This is a genomic window from Nocardia sp. NPDC049526 (assembly GCF_044465765.1).
GTDB lineage: Bacteria > Actinomycetota > Actinomycetes > Mycobacteriales > Mycobacteriaceae > Nocardia.
The window spans coordinates 33,102-52,271 of the sequence record NZ_JBITMA010000020.1; the positions used below are offsets into that span (position 1 = coordinate 33,102).

Annotated in this window: 19 protein-coding genes; 13 read left to right on the top strand and 6 right to left on the bottom strand. The window is 65.5% G+C overall.

All coding sequences use genetic code 11. The annotated features are described in order from the left end of the window. Positions 1 to 16: 16 nt before the first annotated feature. Positions 17 to 892 (bottom strand): oxidoreductase, encoded by an 876-nt coding sequence (locus ACIBW7_RS38835; protein ID WP_397055391.1) that lies wholly within the window; start codon positions 890 to 892, stop codon positions 17 to 19. A 177-nt stretch (positions 893 to 1,069) separates the two neighbouring features. Here ACIBW7_RS38835 and ACIBW7_RS38840 point away from each other — a divergent pair, with 177 nt between their 5' ends. The 6 genes from ACIBW7_RS38840 (at position 1,070) to ACIBW7_RS38865 (ending at position 8,828) form a co-directional block, all read left to right on the top strand. Continuing rightward, a complete protein-coding gene (locus tag ACIBW7_RS38840; RefSeq protein ID WP_397055393.1) occupies positions 1,070 to 3,103 on the top strand; it encodes a DHA2 family efflux MFS transporter permease subunit in 2,034 nt (677 codons plus the stop codon). 55 nt (positions 3,104 to 3,158) lie between these two features. Continuing rightward, positions 3,159 to 3,806: a PadR family transcriptional regulator gene (locus tag ACIBW7_RS38845; protein WP_397055395.1), complete on the top strand. Its 648-nt coding sequence runs from the start codon at positions 3,159 to 3,161 to the stop codon at positions 3,804 to 3,806. Positions 3,807 to 3,986: 180 nt separating this feature from the next. Next, positions 3,987 to 5,195: an FAD-dependent oxidoreductase gene (locus ACIBW7_RS38850; protein ID WP_397055397.1), complete on the top strand. Its 1,209-nt coding sequence runs from the start codon at positions 3,987 to 3,989 to the stop codon at positions 5,193 to 5,195. Positions 5,196 to 5,300: 105 nt separating this feature from the next. Next, positions 5,301 to 6,065, top strand: a complete 765-nt coding sequence (locus ACIBW7_RS38855) for an ABC transporter ATP-binding protein (protein ID WP_040687208.1) — start codon at positions 5,301 to 5,303, stop codon at positions 6,063 to 6,065. Next, positions 6,050 to 7,618 (top strand): hypothetical protein, encoded by a 1,569-nt coding sequence (locus ACIBW7_RS38860; protein WP_397055398.1) that lies wholly within the window; start codon positions 6,050 to 6,052, stop codon positions 7,616 to 7,618. Before ACIBW7_RS38855 ends, ACIBW7_RS38860 begins: the two co-directional genes overlap by 16 nt. 286 nt (positions 7,619 to 7,904) lie before the next feature. Then, positions 7,905 to 8,828 (top strand): LysR family transcriptional regulator, encoded by a 924-nt coding sequence (locus tag ACIBW7_RS38865; protein ID WP_397055399.1) that lies wholly within the window; start codon positions 7,905 to 7,907, stop codon positions 8,826 to 8,828. Between the two features lie 444 nt (positions 8,829 to 9,272). Here the strand turns inward: ACIBW7_RS38865 and ACIBW7_RS38870 are convergent, their stop codons facing one another. Further along, positions 9,273 to 10,100, bottom strand: a complete 828-nt coding sequence (locus ACIBW7_RS38870; RefSeq protein WP_397055400.1) for a helix-turn-helix domain-containing protein — start codon at positions 10,098 to 10,100, stop codon at positions 9,273 to 9,275. A 123-nt stretch (positions 10,101 to 10,223) separates the two neighbouring features. On the opposite strand from ACIBW7_RS38870, the gene ACIBW7_RS38875 reads away from it, so the two are divergent. From ACIBW7_RS38875 to ACIBW7_RS38885, 3 genes are read left to right on the top strand one after another with little or no spacing between them, the layout of a single operon-like run. Next, complete coding sequence (locus ACIBW7_RS38875; RefSeq protein ID WP_397055401.1) at positions 10,224 to 10,664, top strand: hypothetical protein; 441 nt, start codon at positions 10,224 to 10,226, stop codon at positions 10,662 to 10,664. Beyond that, positions 10,661 to 11,053 (top strand): cupin domain-containing protein, encoded by a 393-nt coding sequence (locus ACIBW7_RS38880; RefSeq protein ID WP_397055403.1) that lies wholly within the window; start codon positions 10,661 to 10,663, stop codon positions 11,051 to 11,053. Before ACIBW7_RS38875 ends, ACIBW7_RS38880 begins: the two co-directional genes overlap by 4 nt. After that, entirely contained in the window at positions 11,050 to 12,069 is a 1,020-nt protein-coding gene (locus ACIBW7_RS38885; protein WP_397055405.1) for an NAD(P)-dependent alcohol dehydrogenase, read from the top strand. The genes ACIBW7_RS38880 and ACIBW7_RS38885 overlap by 4 nt, the downstream gene beginning before the upstream one ends. A gap of 6 nt (positions 12,070 to 12,075) precedes the next feature. Here the strand turns inward: ACIBW7_RS38885 and ACIBW7_RS38890 are convergent, their stop codons facing one another. Both ACIBW7_RS38890 and ACIBW7_RS38895 read right to left on the bottom strand, forming a co-directional pair. Beyond that, positions 12,076 to 12,300 (bottom strand): hypothetical protein, encoded by a 225-nt coding sequence (locus ACIBW7_RS38890; RefSeq protein ID WP_397055407.1) that lies wholly within the window; start codon positions 12,298 to 12,300, stop codon positions 12,076 to 12,078. A gap of 35 nt (positions 12,301 to 12,335) precedes the next feature. Then, complete coding sequence (locus ACIBW7_RS38895; RefSeq protein ID WP_397055409.1) at positions 12,336 to 13,451, bottom strand: HNH endonuclease family protein; 1,116 nt, start codon at positions 13,449 to 13,451, stop codon at positions 12,336 to 12,338. A 273-nt stretch (positions 13,452 to 13,724) separates the two neighbouring features. Between ACIBW7_RS38895 and ACIBW7_RS38900 the strand changes: the two genes are divergently transcribed. Both ACIBW7_RS38900 and ACIBW7_RS38905 read left to right on the top strand, forming a co-directional pair. Further along, positions 13,725 to 14,597 (top strand): haloalkane dehalogenase, encoded by an 873-nt coding sequence (locus ACIBW7_RS38900; RefSeq protein ID WP_397055411.1) that lies wholly within the window; start codon positions 13,725 to 13,727, stop codon positions 14,595 to 14,597. An 84-nt stretch (positions 14,598 to 14,681) separates the two neighbouring features. Continuing rightward, positions 14,682 to 15,566, top strand: coding sequence for an RNA polymerase sigma factor (locus ACIBW7_RS38905; protein ID WP_397055413.1), 885 nt, complete (start codon positions 14,682 to 14,684; stop codon positions 15,564 to 15,566). Positions 15,567 to 15,570: 4 nt separating this feature from the next. Here the strand turns inward: ACIBW7_RS38905 and ACIBW7_RS38910 are convergent, their stop codons facing one another. Next, on the bottom strand, positions 15,571 to 16,458 hold the full coding sequence (locus ACIBW7_RS38910) for an oxidoreductase (RefSeq protein WP_397055415.1): 888 nt from the start codon (positions 16,456 to 16,458) through the stop codon (positions 15,571 to 15,573). A gap of 70 nt (positions 16,459 to 16,528) precedes the next feature. Between ACIBW7_RS38910 and ACIBW7_RS38915 the strand changes: the two genes are divergently transcribed. Both ACIBW7_RS38915 and ACIBW7_RS38920 read left to right on the top strand, forming a co-directional pair. After that, entirely contained in the window at positions 16,529 to 17,128 is a 600-nt protein-coding gene (locus ACIBW7_RS38915; protein ID WP_397055417.1) for a TetR/AcrR family transcriptional regulator, read from the top strand. A 29-nt stretch (positions 17,129 to 17,157) separates the two neighbouring features. Next, positions 17,158 to 17,982, top strand: coding sequence for an acyl-CoA thioesterase (locus ACIBW7_RS38920; RefSeq protein WP_397055419.1), 825 nt, complete (start codon positions 17,158 to 17,160; stop codon positions 17,980 to 17,982). A gap of 4 nt (positions 17,983 to 17,986) precedes the next feature. Here ACIBW7_RS38920 and ACIBW7_RS38925 read toward each other — a convergent pair whose 3' ends face one another. Further along, on the bottom strand, positions 17,987 to 19,135 hold the full coding sequence (locus tag ACIBW7_RS38925) for a TDT family transporter (RefSeq protein WP_397055421.1): 1,149 nt from the start codon (positions 19,133 to 19,135) through the stop codon (positions 17,987 to 17,989). Positions 19,136 to 19,170: the final 35 nt, after the last annotated feature.

Here is a 19,170-nt window from a genome sequence, read left to right on the forward strand (position 1 = left end):
AGGAGCAGGTGGGGCCTCAGAACTTGTAGGTGATCCCGGTCATGCGCTCGGATTCCTCCCACAGGCGGCGCAGCAGTTCCGGATTGTTCGACAGCTTGCTCGACGGCGAGGGCTCGACCGGGCCCTGGCTCTGGAACAACCGGTTCGGACCCCAGTAGGTGGTTGGGTCGGCATCGGGCATGGTGGCCGCGAAAAGCGTGGAGTGAGCGGCCTTGGCCGGGGGATGGCCGATGATGCGGATGAAGGGTTTGCTGATCCGGTCCAGTGGGGTTTCGGTCCTGGCGAACAGATCGGTCGCCGAGACGCCCGGGTGCACCGCGTAGGAGCGCTTGTCGGAGCCTGCTTCGGTCAGTCGCCGCTGCAGTTCGCGGGCGAACATCAGGTTGGCCAGCTTGGACTGGGCGTAGGCGAGATTGCGCTGGTAGCGGCGGTTCTCGTAGTTGAGGTCGTCGATCCACAGCTTCGGAGTCTGCTTGTGCGCGATGCTCGCCAGGCTCACCACCCGGTCCCGGAGCCGATCCAGCAGTAGTCCGGTCAGCGCGAAATGTCCGAGGTGGTTGACGCCGAACTGGGTCTCGAACCCGTCCTTGGTGCGGGAGAACGGAATGTTCATCAGACCGGCATTATTGATGAGCACATCGAATTCGCCGGTCTTGTCGGCGAATTCGCGCACCGATGCCAGATCCGCCAGATCCAATTGCTCGACCCGGACGTCGCCGTCGATCCGGTCGGCGATCGGCTGCGCCTTCGCGACATTGCGGCAGGCCATGATCACGGTGCCGCCCTTGCTCGCCAGCGCCGTGGTGGTCTCGACGCCGAGGCCGCCGTTGGCTCCGGTGACGATGAATGTGCGCCCACTCTGGTTGGGGATATCTTTCGGGTTCCACGCCATGAGCCGACCTTACTTCGGAGTAAGTTCCGAGGGAAGGGCGACACGCAATACGAACCCTTGATCACCATGTGCTCGTGGAAGCAAAATGTCGAGAGGGAGCCGCCACCAGCGCATTCTCGATGATTGCTGTCGTGTCGCTGGTGGAGGTGGATGGTTGTGGATTGTGATACTTGGGGGATGGGCGCTGCTGTTGCTGTCGCTGAGAAGGCGGCCGAGCCGTTGAGTCGGGGCAAGACAAACGTGGTGTTTGCCACGATTGTGCTCGGGATGTTGTTGGCGGCGCTGGATCAGACGATCGTGTCGACCGCGTTGCCGACGATCGTCGCGGATCTGGGCGAGGCCGGGCAGATGGCGTGGGTGGTCACGGCCTATTTGCTGGCGGAGGCGGTGGCGACCGCGCTGGCGGGTAAGCTCGGCGATCTCTTCGGCCGCAAGCTGATCTTCCAGCTCAGTGCGCTGATCTTCATCATCGGCTCGATGATCGCCGGTCTGGCCAATGGGATGACGCTGCTGATCGTCGCCCGTGGCATCCAGGGTTTCGGCGCGGGCGGTTTGATGGTCACCGCGATGGCGCTGATCGCCGACACCATTCCGCTGCGACAGCGCGGTAAATATCAGGGCGCGCTCGGTGCCGTATTCGGTGTCACCACGGTGATCGGTCCGACGCTCGGCGGACTGTTCACCGACCACGCGAGCTGGCGGTGGTGCTTCTACGTCAACGTGCCCGTCGCGGTGATCATGATCGCCATGGCCGCGCGCACCATCCCGCGGGTGCGCTCGGTGGTCAAGCCGATCATCGACTATGCGGGCATCGGACTCGTCGCGGCGGGTGTGTCCTGCCTGATTCTCGGACTGGAGTGGGGCGGGCAGGAGTACGCGTGGGGCTCCGCGATGATCATCGGCCTGTTCGTGGCGGCGGTGCTGCTGCTGGCCGCTTTCGTCGCGGTCGAATTGCGGGCCAGGGAGCCGATGCTGCCGATGAGCCTGTTCCGCAGCCGGGTGTTCACCGTGTGCTCGATCCTCAGCTTCATCGTCGGATTCGCGATGCTCGGCTCGATGACGTATCTGCCCGCGTATCTGCAGTATGTGAACGGGGTTTCGGCCACCGCGTCCGGCATTCGCACGCTGCCGCTGGTGGTCGGGTTGTTCATCACTTCGATACTGTCCGGGCAGGTGGTGGGAAAGACCGGTCGCTACAAGTACTTTCCGATCGTCGGCACATTGGTGATGGCGCTGGGGCTGTACCTGATGTCCACCATGGGCCGCAACACCGGCGTTTTGTTGGAATCGCTGTACATGCTGGTGCTCGGCCTCGGGCTCGGGCTGAGTATGCAGGTGTTGACCATCGTCGTGCAGAACACTGTGCCGTACGCGCAACTCGGCACCGCGACCTCGGGTGTCACCTTCTTCCGCACGCTCGGAAGCGCCTTCGGCACAGCGATATTCGGCACGCTGTACACCAATCGGATCGGACCGAACCTGGCCGATGCGCTCATGCAGGTCCGGGTCGTTTCGCCGGAGGTCGCGGCGGATGCGAAGTCGTTGCGTGCGCTGCCGTCTGAGGTGTCCGCGCCGATCATCGATGCCTATGCCGAATCCATCGACCACGTCTTCCTGTGGGTGGTGCCGGTCGCGCTGGCCGGTTTCGTGGTCGCCTGGTTCTTGCAGGAGGTGCCACTGCGCGACAGTTCCCGGGCGGGTGCGACCGATGTGGGCGAGGGCTTTTCGATGCCGGAGTCCCCGGATCGTGTGGTGCTGCTGGAGCGCGCCGTCGCCGACACCATGCGCAACGCGCATGAGGAGGGGCCGATCGGTCCGCGCATTCTCGCGGATTCGGGCAGCGGGCTGACTCGCGGCGAAGCCTGGGCGTTGGGGCAGGTCTATATGCACATCCGTATCCGGGGGATGGCGACGCTGGATGCGATCGCGCAGCGGCACAAGGTGCCGGACGAGGTCATCGAACCTATCTACGACCGGGTGATCGGCCGCGGCTATCTCGCCGAAGATGGTGCGGGACTGCGACTTACCGATGCCGGACAGGCCGAGGTCGATCGGATCCAGGCGTCGTGGCGGCAGTGGCTCGACACCAGGCTCGACGATTGGGACTGCGCAGATCCGGCCGACCGCGCGTTGCTCGATCGGGCCCTGGAGAACATTGCAGCCAAGCTGCTCGACGAAGAGACCAGAGAGCGTGAGCCTGTCCGCGCCTAGTACTTGTGCACGAATGCTCGTAGACGTATATTCGTAGACGAGTAAGGAGGTGTCCATGGCCGCGAAGCGCAAGGTGAACAATCTGCTGGCGCTGGCGGTGCTCGCGACCGTCATCGAACGGCCGATGCACCGCTACGAAATCGCCTCGCAGATGCGTGAGCGCGGCAAGGACCGCGATATGGACATCAAATGGGGCTCGCTGTACACAGTCGTGCAGAACATGGAGAAGGCGGGCTTTCTCGAGGTCGTCGGCAATGAGCGCGACGGTGCTCGGCCGGAACGTACGATCTATGCGATAACCGATGCCGGTCGCGCCGAAATGGCCGACTGGACAAGGGAATTGATTGCCGAGCCGACGCCGGAACATCACCGGTTCACGGCCGGGCTCTCTGTCGTGGCGGCACTGCCGCCGGATGAAGTCGTCGAGTTGCTCGGTCGGCGCATCGACGCGCTGGGGCGCGTCATCGAGGCTGCGCGCCGAGAACTCGATCAACTCGCGGCCGCCAATCTGCCCCGGCTGTTCGTCGTCGAAGCCGAATACGGTGTGGCGATGCTGGAGGCCGAGGTGGCGTGGGCCGCGTCGCTGCGTGACGAGATCGCCGCCGGCGCTTTCCCCGGCGTCGATCTCTGGCGGCATATGCATGCCGTCGGCATGTCGCCCGCCGAGGTCGCGGAGCTGGTGGAAAGGGGGATGACGGAATAGAGACCGGGCCCGGCGGGGTGCGGCAACACCGCCGCCGAGCCCGATGTAACCGTCTCGAACCGCGTCCGCATGCGCGCACCCGGCTACAAGGCTGGCAACCACAGGATAACTGGGTATGCGATGGGGCGGTGGGTTCGGGCTTTCGAAGAAATCCGTATCGCACGTAACTGGAGTACACCCATGTCCAAAACAGAAACGGCCATCGTTATCGGCGGTGGTATCGCCGGACCAGTCACCGCCACCGCATTGCACAAGGCGGGCATTGCCGCTCGCGTCTACGAGGCCTATCCGGGTCCTACCTACGGCATCGGCAGCGGGCTGGCATTGGCACCGAATGGTGTTGCCGCCCTCGACATCGTCGGTGCCGGCGACCTCGTTCGTGAGATAGCGAGTCCGATATCGCATACCCAGCTGTCGGTCGGCGGCAAAGTGCTGCGGATGCCGGAAATGCCAGACGTTCCGTCGTTGAAGATGGTCGACCGCAATGAATTGCACCGGACGCTGCACGATCACGCGGTCGCGGCCGGCGTTCCTTTCGAGTACAACAAGCGACTCGTGCGTGTCGAGGAGGACGCGAACGGTGTCACCGCGTATTTCGCCGATGGCAGTAGTGCGACCGCCGATGTGCTGATCGGCGCGGACGGTATTCGATCCACGGTGCGCGGTCTCATCGACCCGAATAATCCGGGACCGGAGTACACCGGGATGATCGGATTCGGCGCGATTCTCGACGGTGATTTCGGAATTCCGTCGGAGACAATGGTTTTCGCATTCGGGAAGAAGGCGTACTACCTCTACGGAACCGTCGACGGCGATAAGGTCATGTGGGGCGCCAATCTGCCGCACAAGGAGTATCTGTCACTGACCGAGGCGCGCGCGATTCCGGCCGAGCACTGGTTGGCCATCCTGCGGGAGACCTACGCCGAGGACACCCCGGGCGGCGAATTCGCCCGTAGGACCACCGCCGAAAACCTGGAAACGACTGGGGCACTGCATATTATGCCGCCGGTGCCGACCTGGTATCGCGGACGCATGGTGCTGGTCGGGGATTCGGTTCATGCGCCGTCCAACAGCTCGGGTCAGGGTGCGTCACTGGCCATCGAGAGTGCGGTGCAGCTGGCACGGTGTCTGCGGGACCTGCCGGACCACACCTCGGCCTTCGCTGCCTATGAAGGGGTGCGGCGGCCGCGGGTGGAAGGTGTCGCGGCGCGGGCACGCAAGATCAACCACAGCAAGACGCCGGGGCCGGTGGCCCGCCGGATGATGTCCATGCTGATGCCGCTGCTGATCAAAGGGATGAACCCGGAGAAGACCATGGGGGTCGAGCAGCGGTATCGGATCGATTGGGATGCGCCGGTGCAGCAGGAGTTGGCGACTGTGCGGGCGTAGGGCTGGTGCTGCCTGCCCCTTCCAGGGGCAGGCAGCATTATTTCGAACCCGATGGCCGGTTCGTCCGTAACGTAGGAGATGGGAACCGAACACCAGGGGGGATAGATGGTGCATACCGATCCTGCGCTGCAGCTCACCGGGCTTTATAAGCGATTCGGCGGTCCGTGGGTGGTCGACGATGTCGGCCTCACGGTGCCGCCGGGCTCGTTCTTCGGGCTGGTCGGCCCGAATGGCGCGGGCAAGACGACCACCTTGTCGATGGCCTGCGGCCTGTTACGGCCGGACGCCGGACAGGCGCGGATCTTCGGCGTCGATGTGTGGGCCGATCCGATCGCGGCGAAGACCTTGGCGGGCGTATTGCCGGATGGACTCGCGCTGCCGGAGCGCCTGACGGGCCGGGAACTGTTGACCTACACCGGTTTACTGCGTGGACTGCCCGCGAATACGGTGGCCGAACGTGCCGAGGAATTGCTCGGAGTTTTCGAATTGACCGGTGCCGAACGGACTCTCGTCGTCGATTACTCCGCGGGCATGCGCAAGAAGATCGGGTTGGCGACGGCACTGCTGCACGCGCCGAAACTGCTGGTGCTCGACGAACCGTTCGAGGCCGTGGATCCGGTATCGGCGAGCACGATTCGCACCATTCTGCAGCGGTTCGTCGCGGCGGGCGGCGCGGTAGTGCTGTCGAGCCATGTGATGGCGCTGGTGGAGAACCTGTGCGATCGGGTCGCGGTGATCACCGCCGGGCGGGTGGTGGCCGCGGGAACGCTCGACGAGGTGCGCGGAGACAGCACCTTGGAGACGGCGTTCGTACATCTGGTCGGCGGCCGGGTCGGCGGGGAGGACGGGCTGTCGTGGTTGGCGTCCTGATTCGGATGCGGTTGTTGCTGACCAAGCGTGCTCTGAGCAATGGCTGGCAAGGTGTCACGTTCGTCAGCGGTGTGATCATCGGTCTCGTATTCGCGCTCGGCACAGCGGGTCTCGTTGGATTCGGGGCCCGCGACGGTGACGTGGCCGGTGGTATCACGGTGGCCGCCGCGTGGTTCGGGATATGGACGCTCGGCTGGCTGTGCGGTCCGGTATTGATGGGCAGCAGCGATGAGACCGTGCAGCCCGAACATCTGCGGCTGCTGCCGCTGAGTCATCGGCAGTTGGCCGCCGGGTTATTGGCGGCGGCCTTCGTCGGGCCCGCGCCGGTGATCAATCTGCTCGCCTTCTCCGGACTGATTGTGCTCGCAGCGCAGCTGAGTTGGGGTGCGGCCGCAGTGGCGGTGGTCGGTGTGGTGCTGCAGTTGATATTCGTGGTGGTGCTCTCGCGGGTGGTGCTGGCGTGGATCGGTGCCGCGATGCGTTCGCGCAGGGGGCGCGATCTCGGGGTGCTGCTCGCCGGTCTTGCCGGGTTGGCCTATTACCCGATGAGCTTCCTGCTGAATCATGTGGATTCGGTGCGGGAATCGGCACCGTGGTTGGCGAATGTGTTGCGCGCGTTGCCATCCGGGTGGGCACCTGTGGCGGTGGGGGCAGCTGCGCGCGGTGATTGGCTGGTGGCGCTCGGCGCGTTGGTCGGATTGCTGGCCTTGACGGCAGTGCTGTGGCAGGCATGGTCGGTGTTGTTGCGGCGGCGGTTGACCGCGCCGCTGGATTCGGTATCCGGCACGGGCGGGCGTGGGATGCTGCTCGGCCGGGTGCGGACGTCCGGGCCGGTGGGCGCGGTGGTGGTCAAGGAGTTGCGAACGTGGTCTCGCGACAGTCGACGCCGGGCGGCGCTATTGCCCGTGCTGCTGGTGGGGGCTCTGCTGCCGGTCTTTCCGGCAATACAGGGCAACGGCTCGGGCGGTGCGGTGTTCGCGGGTGTGAGTGCCGCGTGGTTCGCGGGCCTGGCCGCCAATAATCTCTACGGCTACGACGGGACCGCGCTCTGGCAGACGTTGGTGACGCCCGGCGCGGTGCGCGCTGACGTGCGGGGGCGACTGCTGGCCTTGCTACTGGTGATCGGCTTGCCGTCGGTACTGCTGGCCGTGGTTTTGCCGGGTGCGCTCGGCCGCTGGTCAATGTACCCGTGGACGCTGTCGCTGCTGTTCGCTGTGCTCGGCGTCGGCGCGGGTTCGGCCGTCTTCCTGTCGGTGACCGCGCCCTACCCGCTGCCGCCGCGTACCGGAAACCCCTTCGCGTCCTCCGGAAATCCAGGCTGCGCAAAGGCTTTGGTGCAGGTCGCCACCAGCCTTGGCCAACTGGTCGCGGTGATCCCGGTCCTGATCGTGCTGATCATCGGCCTGGTCCTTGACCTGACCGCCGTGCTGTGGCTGGCCCTGCCGGTCGGGATCGCGATCGGGATCATCGGAGCAGTGGTCGGTGCACGTCTCGCCGAAGAGCGGTTGTTCGCCCGTGGACCGGAGGTCCTTGCTGCTGTGCAGCCGCGTTGATCCCAGTCAGGAACGCGATCGGTATTACGGGTGCAGGCTTCGGCGCCCCGCCTTGCCGGGGCGCGACCGTCTGGGCGCGGCGCGGAGGTTCTGCTGCTGTGCAGCCGCGTTGATGCTGGTCGGCGTTGGGGTTCCAGTTCTCGATATACGAGTCGCTGGACCACCGGTCACGTCCGGCTGCGAATCGAATGGTCCAGTGCTCATCGCGGGGACTCGAGCGAGAGGTGAATGCGCATGGGATCGGCGATCGGCTGGGCGGGTATTGGGAGAGAAATACACTTGTTGGGTGGGCGATAGGGATTCCGATGGCAGTCTCGATCTGAATCAGCTGCGGACGTTCCTGGCGGTGCATCGCGCCGGATCCATTACGGCGGGGGCACGGTTGGTGGGGTTGTCGCAGCCGACGGTGACGACGCAGTTGCAGGCGCTGGAGAAGCGGCTGGGGTATCGGCTGTTCGAGCGGTTGTCGCGCGGGGTGGCGTCGACCACCGCTGCCGTGGAGTTGGCGGCGCGGGTCGCCGGACCGTTGGATGCGCTCGACGGGGTTACGGTGCGGGCCGTGCCGGCCGAACCGGTCCCACAGCCGCCGGTGCGCTTGGCCGGACCCGCCGAATTGCTTGCGGTGCAGGCACTTCCGGCACTCGCGCCGTTGATCGAGCGCGGTGTCCGGCTGACGGTCACCGCGGGTCTTTCCGAGGATTTGCTGGCCGGACTCCGCGCCGGACACTACGACCTCATCGTGTCCACCCTGCGCCCCCGCGGCCGCGCCTTGGTCGCCGAACCGCTCGCCGACGAGGAATTCGTCCTGGTCGCCGCCCCCCAACTGGCCGCCCGCGTCGATACCGCGCGGTTGCGCACCGACGGACCCGCTGTCCTCACCGGTCTACCCTTGGTCAGCTACTCGGCCGACCTGCCCATTCTCCGCCGCTATTGGCGACACGTCTTCGGCGTCCGCCTTGCCGCCGAAGCCGCTGTGGTCGTCGCCGACCTACGCGCCATCACGGCAACCGTCGCCGCAGGGGCAGGCATCAGCGTCCTCCCGCGCTACCTCTGCGCCCCCGAACTCGCCGCAGGCACCCTGGTCCCCCTACTCGAACCCGACGACCCGCCCATCAACACCGGCTTCCTGGTCCGTCGCCCCGGCACCACCGCCCGCCCCCACCTAGATCTGGTCCACAACCACCTACGAGCCGCCGCCCGAACGTGGTGAACCACTGGCGACATGGACGTCGGTAGCCGTCGCTGCCAACACACCGCGACATGTTGGACGTGGCGGTCCGGTCCGCGACCGGTCGACGAGCCGCCGGGCGCACTTGGTGAACTGCCGCCGCCGAGGTGGATACGTGGGTTTCGCACCACTGCGACCTGTCAGTCCGTCGGACAGGTTCGCAGACGGTTTGCGAGTCACCGCGTGCAGTTGGTGAATCGCCGCTCAGGTACGTGCGCAGGCTTCGCGCCGCCGCCGACGCGTCGCGACCCGTCCGCGCATCGGGCCCTGACTGCGGCCGGTACGAGTCGCCGGGTACTGACGCCGACGCGGGCACCGGTTGTGAGCCAAGGTCTGCTGCTCCGGTGTTGCCCCAGTGCTGGGTCGCGGAGCAACCGGGTGCCGACGGCTGTCGAACCGATGACGGGTGCTGCGTTCGCACTGAGTTCACATCGGCGCGACAAAATGCTGGTCGGCGTGTGCTCGGCGCTGTTCGGAGCGGCGGCGGAGGAATTCGGCGGTTCGGTCGTCGGCGGGGAGGAAGGCTTCCAGGTGGAGTTCGGAGAGGGTTATGTCTACGGCGGTGGCGAAGCTGGTAATGGTGGTGATGAGGCGGAGTTCGCCGTCGGGGCTGGTCAGGCGTAGGGGGACGGCGAAGCCGAGGTGGTCGGGGCCGGGGGCGGCGGCGGGGAGGTAGCTTTCGAGTTCGGCGATGAAGTCGTCGAGGTGGGGGTCGGGGCTGCGCAGGGCCTTGCCGCGCAGGCTTTCGGTGACGTGGCGGCCCCATTCGAGCAGATTCAGCACGCGTCGTGCCAGGCCGTCGGGGTGTAGGGCGAGGCGGAGGACATTGATCGGCGGCGTGCTCAGTTCCGCAGCGCAACCCTCGGTGAGGACATCGAAGGCGGCATTGGCCGCGACCAGTCGGCCGTATGGACGGGTGACGACCGCGGGATAGGGCATGTGCCCCTCGAGGATGCGTTCCAATGCGACCCGCACCGGGCCCAATTCCGGTGTGTCCAGGTCGGATTCGGGAAAGATCGGGGCATAACCAGCGGCGAGCAGCAGTGCATTGCGCTCGCGCAGCGACAACTCCAGCGATTCGGCCAGCCGCACCACCATGGTGCGTCCCGGACGCGAGCGGCCTTGCTCCAGGAAGCTCAGATAGCGCTGGCTGGTGTCCGCGCGAATGGCCAGGTCGAGCTGGCTCACATGTCGCTGCGTGCGCCAGTGCCGCAACTGCTGAGCGAATGGATTCGGCTCCATCACTGTCGTCATGAATCCAGTGATATCCGACCCGCGGTGTGCGCGCCATTCCCTGGAGGGAATCACCTGACCCGCATCGGCTTCATTCCCTGGAGGGAATCGCGCCGCAGCGCCGCGCTCGCAAAACTCGATGCCATGAGCAACCAAGACGACAACAACCTGGCCCGCTTCGCAGAGCGCTACATGGCCCAATGGAACGAATCCGATCCGGAGATCCGCCGCAAGATGATCGAGGAGATCTGGGCACCCGCCGGTGCACAGACCCTGGTCGATCCGCCGGTGGAGATCCGCGAGGCGGCGGCGAACCTGAATTTCGCGGTCCCCGCCCTGGAAGTGCGGGGCCACGACGCGATGCAAGCCCGGGTGTCCCGGGCTTACGAGATGTTCGTGGCACCCGGCGAGTACATCTTCGAGGTAGGCGCCGCCACCAGGCTGCCCGCCGGTCTGATCGGCCTGCCCTGGTCGATGATTTCGCTCGCCGACGGTTCCGTCGCGGGCGGCGGTTACGAGGTGATCGGCCTCGACCCCGACGGCCGCATCACCTTCGACCACCAATTCATCGAAGGTGTGCGGTGACCGACGGCGCGACCTTGCGGTTCAGCCGGATAGTGCGCACCGAGGACGGCGGCTCCCGATTCGTCGACGCGGAACTCGCACTGACCGGACGAACCCTCGCCGCGGGCGTACCCGCGATGGCCGTCGCCGGAATGTCGGCGGCGGCATCCGTAACCTACCTGCGCAGTGCGCAATTCGACAGCGAACCGCACCCCGCTCCGGCACAGCAATGGGTCGTGATGCTGCGTGGCGTGATCGAAGTGACGACGAGCGACGGTGCTCAGCGCAGATTCGGGCCCGGCGACCTAGTCCATGTCGAGGACACCGACGGCCACGGCCACATCACCACCGGTATCGGAGAAGCGCCCTTCGAGGCGCTGTTCGTGCCTACTAGAGGAAGCAGATCATGAAAGCCATTGCCTACCACCTCGATCCACTACAGGGCCTCGCCGGTTTGACCGCCCGAGACCAGGAGCTGCCGCAGCCGGGACCGAATCAGGTGGTCATCAGGGTTCGGGCGGCCTCGCTGAACCGGCGAGACCTCATGCTGATGGACGGCGTCTACCCGCTGCCCGCCACTCCCGGCATCATCCCGCTGTCCGACGGTGTCGGTGAGGTCATCGCGGTGGGCGACAACGTGACTCGCGCCGCGCTCGGCGATCGCGTAACCGCGTCGTACTTCGTGCGCTTCATCAATGGCCCGCAGCGGCTGGCGCAGGTCGCCGAACAGTACGGCGCCAACTACAACGGGATGCTCGCCACCTACGCGGTGATCGAAGAGGATTCGGTGGTGCATGTCCCCGAACATCTCACCGATGTCGAGGCGGCCACGCTGACCTGCGCGGGAGTCGTCGCGTGGGCCGCGCTGACCACACCGGTACCGGTGTCCGCGGGCCAGACGGTACTGACTGTCGGCAGCGGTACCGTCGCGTTGTTCGCCGTGCAGCATGCGAAAATGCTCGGCGCACGGGTCATTTCGATCACCTCCGGCCCGGACAAGGCGGAGCGGCTGCACAAGCTCGGCGCGGACGAGACCATCGACCGCAACGCGACGCCCGACTGGAACGAGAAGGTGCTCGAACTCACCGACGGCCACGGCGTCGAACATGTGGTGGAGGCCGTCGGACTGCCCACCCTGTCGAAATCGGTGCGCTCCGCGGGCTACAACGCGATGATCACCATGATCGGCGCCACACAGCTGCCGGAAGGCGAGGCATTCGAGAATCCGTTCGTCGGACCGTATCTCGCCATCCGCCGGATCGCGGTCGGCAGCCGCGACGATTTCGAGGCGATGAACCGCACCATCACCGCACACCGCATGCGCCCGGTCATCGATCGAACATTTCCGCTCGACCAGGCGGTGCAGGCGTACCGCTACTTCCGCGAGGACAATCCGTTCGGCAAGGTCGTCATCACCATGCCGTAGCCCTGATCAGGCCTCGAAGGGCACGGTATTGCCGGCCGCATCGCGGGTTCCGGCGGCGGCTTCGATGGCGGCCGCCAGCTCGGTGACGGTGGTCCAGGTGCGCGGTGGCTCCGCCTCGAGATTGCCGATGGTGTACCAGGTCTCGGTCTTGCGATAGCGAACCAGACCTCTACCCGTCGCATCGACGGTCACATCGAGCTCGCCGGAGACCGTGCCTTCCTCTTCGGTCATGACGGCGGCCTTGGCGGAAATCTCGATGATGTCGCTTATTTGAACTCTCCTCGACTGACGCAGTCGGCGACTGCGTTGCGCAGTGCGGTGTGTTCGGCGGGATCAACGTTCAGCGCATACTTTACTTTGATCTTGACGTAATGCTCGAGATAGCCACACCGGAAATTTCCGGGCGGCAGATAGTTCGCGGCGTCCTGGTCGCCCTTGGACCTGTTGGCCGAAGGATCGGAGGCGATCAGATTGACGGCGTCGTTGGCGATCCGGCGGCGGGTATCTTCATCGCGCTTATTCGCACCCGAACGCCAGGCCTCGGCCAGCGGCACGATGTGTTCGGCATCGACACCGGCCGGGTCGGTAATGAACTTGTACGGCTTGAGTTTTCCGGTCTTCGAATCCAGAACGCCGTACTGGTCTTGCCAGCCGCCGCCGCGACCGACCGTCAGCTCACAGGTCTTCGGGTCGAGTTTGACCGAGCCCTTCGCATCCCTGAGCATCATCACGTCACGGCTGGTGCATTTGCTGTACTGCGTGAAATCGGCGCCGAAGCCGTGCTCGGGCTTATTGGTATCCCAGTGTGGGAACTTCTCCCGGCTGTAGCCCTCCATCGACTCTTCGGGCGCATCGACGAGCTGGCCGAGCAAGTCGGTGATGTCCTTGCCGGAAACCGTCGCGGCATTCGCCGGTCCGGATCCTGTGCCGGACTTGTCGACAGCCGAACAGCCAACGGCGACAACGACAGCCAATACGATGGGTGCACAAACAGCGAGTACGCGACGCGCGGTGCGGGACGACAACCACTTCACAAAGATCGAACTTCCTAGCCTCGCACCGATGAATTTGTCGGGCGTCAAGCTACCTGCGGCGGCTCGTCCCGTATGTGATTGTCGCGTATGACGTTCGGCACAGCTAGTCGAAGAACGCGCGGTGTGGCAAGGGGACTCGACGCTAGACGTGAAACCACCCCTGACTCGGCGTGCCGGCGCCGTTCCAGGGGTGGTCGTGTCACGAATGAGCTCGTGCGCGGCCGAATGAACGGGCCGGTTGTCCAGGCCGGATGATCCGTTCTCGCGGCGCCACGAGGCTGATGAGGGAAGTCTCGTCGTGCCGTCGTACTGCGGATAACTCCTCGTGACGGTCTGTGTGAACTTCATTGTTCTTACGTAGAGAGACAGTAGATCATTCCAGATTCCTTTGCAATCGCTTTACTTAAGTCTGGGAATCTCCTGAATGGCGCGTTGGCCGGTTGAAACATGTACGGCTCACATACGGAAGTTAGGTTTACCTGCGGTTGCGTCGAGATCGGCCGCGCATACGCCTTCCGGGGTGGTGATGAGCATCACATTCGGTGGCGGTCACAGTGGGGCCGAAACGTGTGTCGAAACCGGATGCAGGCACAAAAGCCGGATCCAGGAAGGACCCACATCATGGCTACCGTCGACGTTCTCGACACGTTCATCAACTACACCGACCTCGGTACCGGTTCGGTACCGGTGGTGTTCCTGCACGGCAACCCGACCTCATCGCACCTGTGGCGCAATGTGATCCCGCACGTCGCCGATCAAACCCGGGTGCTCGCACCGGATCTGATCGGGATGGGTGCGTCCGGGAAGCCGGACAGCGCCTACCGTCTTGCCGATCATGCCCGCTATCTGGATGCCTGGTTCGACGCACTCGGCCTCGACCAAGTCGTCATCGTCGGCCACGACTGGGGTGGCGCGCTCGGTATGCATTGGGCGGCACGGCATCCCGAGCGCATCCGGGGCATCGCACTGATCGAGACGTTCCTGCGGCCGATGCGCTGGGAGGAACTCCCGCCGCTCGGCGCCGAACTGTTCCGGAAATTCCGGACGGCCGACGGGGAGCGAATGGTGCTGGCGGAGAATATGTTCATCGAGTTCAACCTGCCGAAGGGCGTTGTCGATCTGAAGCAGGAAGATCACGATGTTTATCGGGCACCCTTCCCGACGCCGGAATCGCGTAAGCCGATGTTGGCCTGGTCGCGCGAATTTCCGCTGGAAGGCGAACCCGCCGATGTGGTCGCGCTGGTGGAGAACTACGACCGCTGGGCTGCGGACTCGCCGGAGGTGCCGAAGCTCATCATGGCGCTCGACAATGGCGTCGGCCTCGGTTCGCCTGAGGTGATCGGCTGGGCTGCCGAGACGTTCGCCAGTGCCGAGGTCGTATCGGTCGGCGAGGCGGGACATCACGCTCCGGAGGATCAGCCCGATGCCATCGGGACCGCGGTCGCGACATGGTTGCGCGCCCACTCGTTGACGGCGGCGACCGCGAGTGCATGAGCCGGGTGCGCCGCGCGGGTGCGAGTCACCCGCGCGGCGCATATAGGACTTGCGTAACGCCGGATACCGCCGAAGGATTGTGCGGTGGAACCCGAGCTATCGCATCCCGACTCGCCTGCGGCAGAAAATACCGATGACATCGCTCGGGAGCGGGAACTGGTCGATCGTGCGATTGCCGGTGACGCGGCCGCCATCTCGGATGTGGTGCGGCGGCTGCAGGATCCGCTGTACCGGCTGGCGCTGCGCATGGTGTGGCGACCCGCCGAGGCCGAGGATGCGACACAGGAAATCCTGCTGCGAGTGGTCGGCAATCTCGCGACGTGGCGGGGTGAGGCCAAACTGCTGACCTGGGCCTACCGGATCGGCGTCAACTATCTGCTGAACCTGAAGCGCCAGACGCCCCAGGAGGCGGCACAGGTCAGCCTCGACGCCTACCGCGACGGTTTGGCGGACGGGCTCGCTGCCGAGGACTATCGCGGCCCCGAGGCCGAACTGCTCACCCATGAGGTGCGGTTGAACTGCAGTCAGGCCATGCTCCAGTGCCTGGCCCGCGACGAGCGGGTCGCCTTCGTACTCGGTGACGTTTTCGAACTCGGTTCCGCCGATGCGGCCTGGATTCTGGGCATCACCGCACCCGCCTTCCGAAAGCGGTTGGAACGAGCCAAGAAACGCATCGGCACATTCCTGAATGCGACCTGCGGGGTGGCCGATCCCGAGGCGTTCTGTCGCTGCTCCCGTCGGGTGGACAAGGCATTGGCGCTGGGGCGCGTCGATCCGAAGCGGCCGGTATTCGCCCGGCATGCGGTGAGTACGGGCGGTCGCAGTGTCACCGAGGCCGAACAGCAGATGATCCGATTGCACGACGCCGCCGCGGTAATCCGGCTGCACCCCGATTACGCTGCGCCGCAGGCGAAAATGGATGCGATCGCCGGACTACTGACTTCGGGCAGATTCCCGATGCTCGACTGAACGATTACGCGGTGGCCGGAAATCGCACATCGGTCAGTTCTTCGGATTTGGTCCACAATGCCGCTGCGAGGTCGGCATTCCCGGCGTCTGTGCTGCGGCCGACGACCTTTGGGTGACCGCGCATTTCGCCCCGGCCGTCCGGGCCGACGTAGCTTCCCGGCGGCAGCTCCTGGCTGGCGGCGAACAGCGTGGGCAGCGCGCCGGAACTCGCATCCTGGGCGAGCAGTTTATTGCCCACCCGCATGGCCTCGTGCAGGATTCGGTTGCCGGAATGGCCCTGCAGATTCGTTGCGGCCCAACCGGGATGGGCGCTCAACGCGAGTCGGGATCCGGATTCGGTGAAACGCCGCTGTAGTTCGAGGGTGAACAGCAGATTGGCGAGTTTGGACTGCCCGTAGGCGGCCACGGAGTTGTAGGTCCGGGTTTCCCAGTTGAGGTCGTCGAGGTCGATGCTGCCGCGGCGGTGGGCCTGCGAGGAGACGGTTACCACGCGGTCGGTGATATGGGGCAGCAGGAGATTGGTCAGCGCGAAATGGCCGAGGTGGTTGGTGCCGAATTGGCGTTCGAAACCGTCCTTCGTGCGTCCGGCGGGGACCAACATGATGCCCGCATTGTTCACCAGCACATCGATATCGCCGGACCAGTCCGCGGCGAAGCGGCGAATCGAGGCCAGGTCGGCGAGGTCGAGTTCGCGCACCTCGGTGCGGCCCGACATGCTCTGCGCCGCCTGTTCGCCGCGCGCGATATCGCGCACCGCGAGCACAACGCGGGCGCCGACGCGGGCCAGTTCACGGGCCGTCACCAGGCCGATCCCGCTGTTGGCGCCGGTGATGACGACGGTGCGGCCGTCGAATCGGGGCAGATCTGCGGATGTCCACTTGTGGTTCGTCATAGCGCCAATGTAGGCAGTGACAACAAAGTAGTCAATGCCAACAACGGGTATCGGATATTCTGCAGCAACTATGACTTTTGTCCGCTCCCGCTCCTATCACCACGGTGACCTGCGCGCCGAGCTGCTCCAGCGCGCCGAGAGCACGCTGCGCGAGTCCGGTGTGGACGGACTTTCATTGCGTCAGCTCGCCCGCGACCTCGGGGTCAGTCATGCCGCGCCGAGCAGGCACTTCCGGGATAAGCAGGCGCTGCTCGACGCGCTCGCGCTCGTCGGTTTCGATCGGCTCGCCGCGGTCTACAGTCAGGTCGACCCGACCGGATCCCTTTCCGAACGGCTGCATGCCGTCGCGCGCGCCTATCTGAATTTCGCGATCGACAATCCGGCCTTGCTCGCGCTGATGTTCGCGCGCAAGCACAGTCCGACCTCGGGCGCGGAGATGGCGGCGGCGGTCGGGCGTGCGTTCACCGTGCCCCTCGCCTTGGTAGCCGAGGGGCAGGCGCGTGGCGAAGTCGTTGCCGGCGATCCGATGCGGGTCGGGATTGCCGCTATTGCGGCACTGCAGGGATTGGCGACCTTTGCCGGGTCCGGGTTCATCGAGGCTGAGCACGTGGACGCGGCACTGGCCGAAACGATTACCCAGCTGACCTATGGTCTGCGCCCCCGCGATTGACCAGCGCGCCTACCTACGCGAGGAGACAGATGACTTCGACCATTGCCGCACGGCATGCCTTCGACAGCGCGGTCGCGCTGACATCCGACGGCGCCGGAAACTTCAGCGGTCGGACGACTCCCGAGTACGGCAATATGGTCGGCCCGTTCGGCGGCATCACCGCGGCAACCATATTGCGTGCGGTACAACAACATCCGCAATGCCTCGGTGAGCCGATCTCGCTCACCGTCAACTTCGCGGGTCCGATCGCCGAGGGCCCCTTCACCATTGCGGCGCAACCGGTACGCACCAACCGCAACACCCAGCACTGGACGCTGTCGATGAGCCAGGACGGCATCGTGACCACCACGGCCACGGCGGTTTTCGGCACCCGCCGCGAGACCTGGACCGCTACCGAAGCCACCGCGCCCGCCGCCCCGCCGCCGGACACCGTCGAGCCGGACGCACTGCCCGAATTCATTGCCTGGGTGGGCAATTACGAGATGCGCTTCATCGAGGGCGGTATCACCCAACTCGACGGCGCTGCGGCACAACCGACTTCCACCACGACGCTCTGGGTCCGCGACCGGCCCGCACGCCCGCTGGACTATCCGGCCCTCACCGCACTGAGCGATGTGTTCTTCCCGCGGGTGATGCTGCGACTCGGCCGCGTCGTACCCGCCGGAACCGTCACGCTGACCGTGTATTTCCACGCCGATACCGACCGCCTCGCCGCCCAAGCCGATCATCCGCTGCTGGCCACCGCGCGCTCCCAGCATTTCGGCAAGGGTTTCTTCGATCAGTCGGCCGAACTCTGGGCGCACGACGGTGGGTTGCTCGCGACGAGTCATCAGCTGGTGTACTTCAAGGCCTGACGGATCAGGCCGCCCGGAGCAGCGGCCCGGTGAGCACACCGCGAATGGTTTTGGCGGCGACGATGGCCCAGGCGCTGACAAGTCCGGCATACAGCACGACCGCGGCGACGGCGAAGAGATCGGCGCCGGTGTGGCCGTAGAGCACGGTGCTGCCGGTGATGCAGGTGCCCAGCGGGAAGGTGAAGCCCCACCAGGTCAGGTTGAACCGCAATTCGCCTGCGCGAGCGGTCTTTACGGTGACGGCGGTGGCCAGCGCCACCCACAGCATTGCGAATCCCCAGGTGGCCACGCCGAAGATCACCGAGAAGACGGTCAGCCCCTTGGCATAGAGGTCGGGCAGTGCCGAGGGACCCGCATCGGCGAGCAGGCCCGCGGCGGTGACGGATTGGCCGAGCGGGCCGAGTACGAGCCAGAGGGTGGGCACCATGCCCGACTGTGGGATGCCGTGGTGCACCAGGCGTGACCAGATCATGGTGGTGATGACCAGCGCGGCGAGCAGGCTCAGGCCGAACATGGCCAGGCACAGCAGGATCATGGTGAGCCGCGACTGGCCTTCGGGCAGATAGGGAACCAGCAGTGCGCCCAAGGCGGCCGACACCATCGGTGGCACCACGGGCATCAGCCAGCCACCGAAGGCGGCATCGGGCTCGATGTGGTGGTAGGTGAACATCCGGTACGGGATGGCGACGGCGGTGAGCAAGCCGAGCGCGGTGCCGAGCGACCACAACACCCAATCGATGGTGAGTGCGGCATCCAGGCCGATCACCTCGCGCCCGAGCAGCAGGGTGCCCCCGCCGACGGTCACCAGTGCCATCGGCGGTGCGCCATAGAAATGCGCCATGACCGGGTGATCCTTGTGGCTGCGGGCCTGCTCTGGATAGCGCACCCAGTGCACGACCCAGGCGGCGCTCAATGCCACCAGCAGCAATGCGGCCAGCGCCCAGACGACCGTCGCCGCGCCGCGCAGTCCGGGGAGCTGCAGCGGCAGCGTGGCGGCGGCATTGGCGACAATTCCGGTGCCCATTACGGCGGCGAACCAGTTGGGTCCGAGGTACCGCAGCGAGCGGGATGCGCCGCGCTGGGTCGCACCGTGTTCGAGCTCGCCGAGCAGATGCCGCGGGGGTGCGGGGCGCAAGGTTGCTATGGCGGTCATAATTCCAGGTTCGTCGGGTTCGGCGGTGTCGAGTA

Excerpts from the sequence above, each read along its gene's own strand:
- ACIBW7_RS38835 (WP_397055391.1), bottom strand. The coding sequence starts at position 892 with ATGGCGTGGAACCCGAAAGATATCCCCAACCAGAGTGGGCGCACATTC.
- ACIBW7_RS38840 (WP_397055393.1), top strand. The coding sequence starts at position 1,070 with ATGGGCGCTGCTGTTGCTGTCGCTGAGAAGGCGGCCGAGCCGTTGAGT.
- ACIBW7_RS38845 (WP_397055395.1), top strand. The coding sequence starts at position 3,159 with ATGGCCGCGAAGCGCAAGGTGAACAATCTGCTGGCGCTGGCGGTGCTC.
- ACIBW7_RS38850 (WP_397055397.1), top strand. The coding sequence starts at position 3,987 with ATGTCCAAAACAGAAACGGCCATCGTTATCGGCGGTGGTATCGCCGGA.
- ACIBW7_RS38855 (WP_040687208.1), top strand. The coding sequence starts at position 5,301 with ATGGTGCATACCGATCCTGCGCTGCAGCTCACCGGGCTTTATAAGCGA.
- ACIBW7_RS38870 (WP_397055400.1), bottom strand. The coding sequence starts at position 10,100 with ATGACGACAGTGATGGAGCCGAATCCATTCGCTCAGCAGTTGCGGCAC.
- ACIBW7_RS38875 (WP_397055401.1), top strand. The coding sequence starts at position 10,224 with ATGAGCAACCAAGACGACAACAACCTGGCCCGCTTCGCAGAGCGCTAC.
- ACIBW7_RS38885 (WP_397055405.1), top strand. The coding sequence starts at position 11,050 with ATGAAAGCCATTGCCTACCACCTCGATCCACTACAGGGCCTCGCCGGT.
- ACIBW7_RS38890 (WP_397055407.1), bottom strand. The coding sequence starts at position 12,300 with ATGACCGAAGAGGAAGGCACGGTCTCCGGCGAGCTCGATGTGACCGTC.
- ACIBW7_RS38895 (WP_397055409.1), bottom strand. The coding sequence starts at position 13,451 with ATGAAGTTCACACAGACCGTCACGAGGAGTTATCCGCAGTACGACGGC.
- ACIBW7_RS38900 (WP_397055411.1), top strand. The coding sequence starts at position 13,725 with ATGGCTACCGTCGACGTTCTCGACACGTTCATCAACTACACCGACCTC.
- ACIBW7_RS38910 (WP_397055415.1), bottom strand. The coding sequence starts at position 16,458 with ATGACGAACCACAAGTGGACATCCGCAGATCTGCCCCGATTCGACGGC.
- ACIBW7_RS38915 (WP_397055417.1), top strand. The coding sequence starts at position 16,529 with ATGACTTTTGTCCGCTCCCGCTCCTATCACCACGGTGACCTGCGCGCC.
- ACIBW7_RS38920 (WP_397055419.1), top strand. The coding sequence starts at position 17,158 with ATGACTTCGACCATTGCCGCACGGCATGCCTTCGACAGCGCGGTCGCG.
- ACIBW7_RS38925 (WP_397055421.1), bottom strand. The coding sequence starts at position 19,135 with ATGACCGCCATAGCAACCTTGCGCCCCGCACCCCCGCGGCATCTGCTC.